5 protein-coding genes and 1 pseudogene are annotated in these 4,821 nt (G+C 43.2%); 1 reads left to right on the plus strand and 5 read right to left on the minus strand.

Annotated elements, in window-relative coordinates:
* Positions 1-457 precede the first annotated feature (457 nt).
* The 5 genes and pseudogenes from surE to tatA all read right to left on the minus strand — a co-directional run bounded on the left by surE (position 458) and on the right by tatA (position 3,858).
* Positions 458-1,276 (minus strand): 5'/3'-nucleotidase SurE, encoded by an 819-nt coding sequence (surE, locus tag ABFQ95_07590; GenBank protein MEN8237383.1) that lies wholly within the window; start codon positions 1,274-1,276, stop codon positions 458-460.
* Positions 1,273-2,565, minus strand: a complete 1,293-nt coding sequence (gene serS, locus ABFQ95_07595) for a serine--tRNA ligase (protein ID MEN8237384.1) — start codon at positions 2,563-2,565, stop codon at positions 1,273-1,275. The genes surE and serS overlap by 4 nt, the downstream gene beginning before the upstream one ends.
* Positions 2,558-3,343, minus strand: a complete 786-nt coding sequence (gene tatC, locus ABFQ95_07600; GenBank protein ID MEN8237385.1) for a twin-arginine translocase subunit TatC — start codon at positions 3,341-3,343, stop codon at positions 2,558-2,560. Before tatC ends, serS begins: the two co-directional genes overlap by 8 nt.
* Positions 3,330-3,587, minus strand: coding sequence for a Sec-independent protein translocase protein TatB (tatB, locus tag ABFQ95_07605; protein ID MEN8237386.1), 258 nt, complete (start codon positions 3,585-3,587; stop codon positions 3,330-3,332). Before tatB ends, tatC begins: the two co-directional genes overlap by 14 nt.
* A 130-nt stretch (positions 3,588-3,717) precedes the next feature.
* Positions 3,718-3,858 (minus strand): annotated as a pseudogene (gene tatA / locus ABFQ95_07610) (twin-arginine translocase TatA/TatE family subunit).
* A 504-nt stretch (positions 3,859-4,362) separates the two neighbouring features.
* Between tatA and ABFQ95_07615 the strand changes: the two are divergent.
* The gene (locus ABFQ95_07615) at positions 4,363-4,779 is read left to right on the plus strand and encodes a hypothetical protein (protein ID MEN8237387.1); all 417 of its coding nucleotides are present in this window, start codon (positions 4,363-4,365) and stop codon (positions 4,777-4,779) included.
* Positions 4,780-4,821: the final 42 nt, after the last annotated feature.

Consider the following 4,821-nt stretch of genomic DNA (forward strand, 5'->3'; position numbering starts at 1 on the left):
CCCATCTTTATAAGCAAAAGTACTCTCTTGTACAAATATTATCTTAAATATCTAAACATTGCTTCTTTGGATCTTTTTGAATATCAGAAGTATGTCAAAGCAATTTAGAAATGTCCTATTCTAGCAATTTAAAAATGTCCGGTTTTGTTATCTCGTAAACTAATAACCTCTAGGCTTTTTATAAATATCTCGGGGTTTGGGGCAGAGCCCCAAACCCTGAGATATTTATGAAAAGCCTAGAGGCAGCTTGAGAGCTACGTCTGTGATGAAACAACGTACCCATTGTGCTGGATAAGAAAACGGTAAAACCGGACATTTCTAAATTGCTTAACCGGACATTATCAAATTGCTCCTACATTGAATATCAGAAGTATACCCAAGAGATGTCATCCGTGATACCCTCGAAAATAAGTGTCTAACACAGGGTTGTTTAGTAAAACCCTGGGTTCTAACCAACTTAAACCGCAATAGGTTGCTCGCGTTCCATTTCTAAATCTTTTTCAATGAAGTCATAGGTTAGCGTCTTGGTTAAGCGCTCGACTGTCTCTTGATGAGAAAGGTTCATGTGCAGGGGGGTTACGGAAATATAGCCGTTTTGGACTGCCCACAGATCACTATTGATGGATGGGTTTTCCTCTTCGTGGAGCACCCCAAGCCAGTAATAAGGTTTTCCTCTTGGATCTATGCATTCGACCATATTGCTTTTCTTTGCACGTTTGCCATGCGGGACAACGCGGATTCCTTCAACCTGATCCGTCGTTCGGCGCGGAAAATTGACGTTGTAGAGTAAATTTTCCAGCCATTTGCCCTTATATAGTTCATAAATGAGACGGGGTGCAAATTTTTCAGCCGTACCCCATTCCACCTTACTGGCCTCCTGAGTAGCCTGGCTGAAAGCAATAGCCTTAATGCCATGTAACGTAGCTTCCATAGCCGCGGCAATAGTTCCAGATTGCGTTATATGCTCTCCAAGGTTTTCACCCTGATTAACACCAGAGAGAACAATGTCAGGAGGATTGTCTTTGAGCAGGGTTTCAAGGGCAATGGTTACGCAATCAGTTGGTGTTCCCTCGACGCTATAATGCTTATCTCCGACCTTATTAAGCCGCAAGGGGTGATTCAAAGTAATTGCATGTCCTCTCCCGCTTTGATCCGATTGTGGAGCAACAACCCAAACATCGTCGCTGAGCTGGTGGGCAACTCGTTCAAGAACTGCAAGGCCAGGGGCACGAATGCCATCATCATTGGTAATAAGGATGCGTCTTGGATAGGTCATGATTTTGTCTCTGGTGCAATGGTCGTTAAACCGTTCATGTAAGGAATGAGGATATCTGGAATTGTAACGGTTTGATCCTCTTGTTGATAGTTTTCCAAGATTGCCACAATGGTGCGCCCTATTGCAATCCCTGTACCGTTTAGAGTGTGAGCAAATTCGGGTTTGGGTTTGCCGCCGGGCTCTAATGGCCGATAACGGGCGTTCATTCTCCGGGCTTGATAATCACCGCATATAGAACAACTAGAAATCTCGCGGTATGCTTGCTCACCCGGCAACCAAACTTCAATGTCATAGGTTTTTTGCGCAGTGGCCCCAAGGTCTCCTGTGCTGAGCATCATGACACGGTAGGGTATCCGTAGTTGTTTCAGGACCTCTTCTGCTGCTCCTAGCATTCGTTCATGTTCGTCGCTTGATTGTTCTGGGGTTGTAATACTAACCAGTTCGACCTTGCTGAATTGATGTTGACGTAGCATACCGCGCGTATCTTTGCCTGCTGCACCTGCCTCTGAACGAAAACACTGGGAATAGGCGGTGTAGCGCAGAGGAAGTTGGGTTTGCTCCAAGATGGTCTCACGTACCAGGTTGGCTAAAGGAACTTCAGATGTTGGAATCAGCCAACGATCGTCTGTAGTTTTAAAGGCTTCTTCTGCCATTTTTGGCAATTGACCCGTACCAAACATCGTCGATTCCCGCACGAGAGTTGGTGGCATAATTTCCTGATAACCAAATTTCTGAGTGTGCAAGTCCAGCATAAAGGCTGCAAGTGCTCGCTCTAATCTTGCCAGTGCGCCCTTTAGAATAACAAAACGAGATCCAGATATACGCGAGGCTGTCTCAAAATCCATCAGCTCAAGTTGCTCTCCGATCTCATAATGTCGTTTTGGGGTAAACTCAAAATCCTTGGGAATACCAACTTCACGCACCAAAACGTTGTCACTCTCATCTTTTCCGGAGGGAACATCATCTTTTGGGATATTTGGCAAGCCTGCCACAATTAGCTTCAGTTCATTTTCGATTTGACGTGACTGCTCTTCTAGAGCTGGGATCTGCTTTTTGATTTGCTGGGCCTTTTCCATAAAGGGAGCTGCATCTTCTCCCTTTTGTTTTGCCTGCCCAATGGCCTTGGCAACAGTGTTGCGTTCATTTTGTAACTGTTGCAGTTCTGTTTGGACATGGCGGCGCTTTTCATCTTTTTCAATAATGGATGCCGATAGTGGTGGCGCGCCACGGCGGGCCAGGCCAGCATCTAAGGCTTCAGGGTTGTCACAGATCCATTTTAAGTCAAACACGTTGAGTGTACTCCTGTTTGGGTAACGATTTCTGGGAGAAGCGTAACAGTTGAAGAGAGCTCTCGTAAAGAAGGTAAAGTGGCAGGGAGAGCAAAAGCATGCTGAGCACATCTGGTGGCGTCAAGAATGCCGAAGCGATCATTATGAAAAGAAACGCATATTTACGTTTCTTTTCCAAAAATTGTTTTTGCACCACTCCAAGTTTTGCCAAAAGCAGGAGGATAATCGGCAATTGAAAACTGATGCCAAACACCAGCAGTAGTTGCATAATCAGTGCTAAATATTCATGCATGCGCGCCTCAAGCTGGATGGGCAGGTGACCAACTGTGGCAGGAACCTCAAATTGGATAAAAAACTTCCAAGCAGCCGGAATAACTACAAAATACGCAAACAAAGCCCCAATGCTAAACAGGATTGGAACGGCAAATAGAAAAGGTATAAAAGCTTTTTTCTCGTGGGAAAAAAGTCCAGGGGCGATAAAAAGCCATGTTTGAATGATGATGATGGGAAGCGAAATGAAAGTAGCTGCAAATAGGGCAACCTTGATATAGGTCATGAAAGCCTCTGTAAGACCTGTGTAGATCAACCGACGTCCCTCAAGGCTTTCAAAACTGGTGACCAGTGGCTTGGTAAGCAACATAAAAATTTCAGGGGCAAAGTAATAAGCGATGCAAAATGCTGCAAGGAATCCAAGCGTTGCGTACAACAGCCGGCGCCGCAATTCAATGAGGTGATCAATCAAAGGAGTTTCAGTGATTGGATTTTTATTTGTGTCCATGCGAGTAATCCGACGTATGCGGGGTTTCAGAATGCTGCGGTTCGGTTTTTTTCTTAATATCTTCGCGCTCAGCAGCGTAGACAAGTTCGTCTATGTGCGATTTGAATTCCCGTGATAATGAGCGCAGACGATACATCCATTTACCAACAAACCGCAATACGGTAGGGATTTCTTTTGGTCCTAAAACAACCAGGGCAACGATTGCAATGACTAAGAATTCACACCAGCTATTAAAGTCAAACATGGGACAATCTCTCAAAATAAATTTTGCCGGCCTAACTGGCTTTTTTACGTGCCGTAGTCTTGGTGTGAGGGGTGGAGATAACTGTGGCCGTTGGCTTCGCCTCGGCAATGTGAGGAGACTCTTTTTCAGAGTTTTCCTCATCGTTTAAACCCTCTTTAAAGGCTTTCATACCCTTGGCCAGATCTTTCATCACTCTTGGCAGTTTTCCAGCACCAAACAAAATTAAAATAATTATTAGTAAAATCGCAATTTGCCCGAATCCGAGACTCATCGAATACTCCTATAGTTTCTATACAGACCAGTTCATACTATTTAAAAAATTGTTTTAAGTCAAATAAAAATGCGAAAAGCAGTGTTGAGGAAAATGGCTAACTTATACCCATACCGGATCCGATTGGGTGTAGCTCCAACATAACATAATGTGTGCCTAGCAAAGCATCTCCTTAGCCCAACACTCCGGATGTCATACGTGGTTAGCTGATTTTGCCCAACGTCACCTATATGCCCATGATAATGGTCATATAGGGTGTTAGGACGCTAGGAAAAATAACCTTTACAATTTAACTAAAATACTTTATAGACAGCGTTACGCAGCAAGATCAAGCAACAGAACGCGAAACACGATTATAAATGTTATTTTTCCTAGCGTCCTTAGTGTACAAAATAGAAATATCCGGTATCCAATTGTTTTTTATACTGGTATTTTGGGAGGATATATATTATATAACAATCAGGATTGGATTAACTTTTTGTATATTTAATGGGAAATTATAAAATGTATAGATTAAATTTAAAATTATTTGTGCTGATTGGATTTTTTGTAGGGGCCTGTGCCTCAGTTGTTCAGGCAACAGATGAATATCTTATTCAGGTAACCAAGAACCATCGGAACGGTGAAAATGAGATTAAAATTTTTGCACCAGGAAATCCGCGACGCTCCATTTTCAGCAAAAGCTTTTTCAAGGGACAATGGGGTATGGAAGATCAGGAACTGTCAAATCATGGACTTGGATCCCTATTACAACGACTTACATGTACCCCAAATAATTTAATTCTTCACGGTCATGCATGGCCAGATCAGACCCAAAATATGCCAAAGCTTCGGATTGAAACCTTTGGGTCTGTTATCTTGAATAATCGTATCTTCTCCAAATGTCAGGGTAGATCGTCCATTCAGATCCGTGTTGAATGACAATTGGGTATCCGAGGCTTATCTGCGATTATGCTTGCAAGT

The sequence above is a fragment of the Pseudomonadota bacterium genome (assembly GCA_039714795.1).
Lineage (GTDB): Bacteria > Pseudomonadota > Alphaproteobacteria > JAGOMX01 > JAGOMX01 > JBDLIP01.

What these genes read in the sequence shown, in the direction of transcription:
- surE (MEN8237383.1), bottom strand. Translation starts at nt 1,276, where the DNA reads ATGACCTATCCAAGACGCATCCTTATTACCAATGATGATGGCATTCGT.
- tatC (MEN8237385.1), bottom strand. Translation starts at nt 3,343, where the DNA reads ATGGACACAAATAAAAATCCAATCACTGAAACTCCTTTGATTGATCAC.
- tatB (MEN8237386.1), bottom strand. Translation starts at nt 3,587, where the DNA reads ATGTTTGACTTTAATAGCTGGTGTGAATTCTTAGTCATTGCAATCGTT.
- ABFQ95_07615 (MEN8237387.1), top strand. Translation starts at nt 4,363, where the DNA reads ATGTATAGATTAAATTTAAAATTATTTGTGCTGATTGGATTTTTTGTA.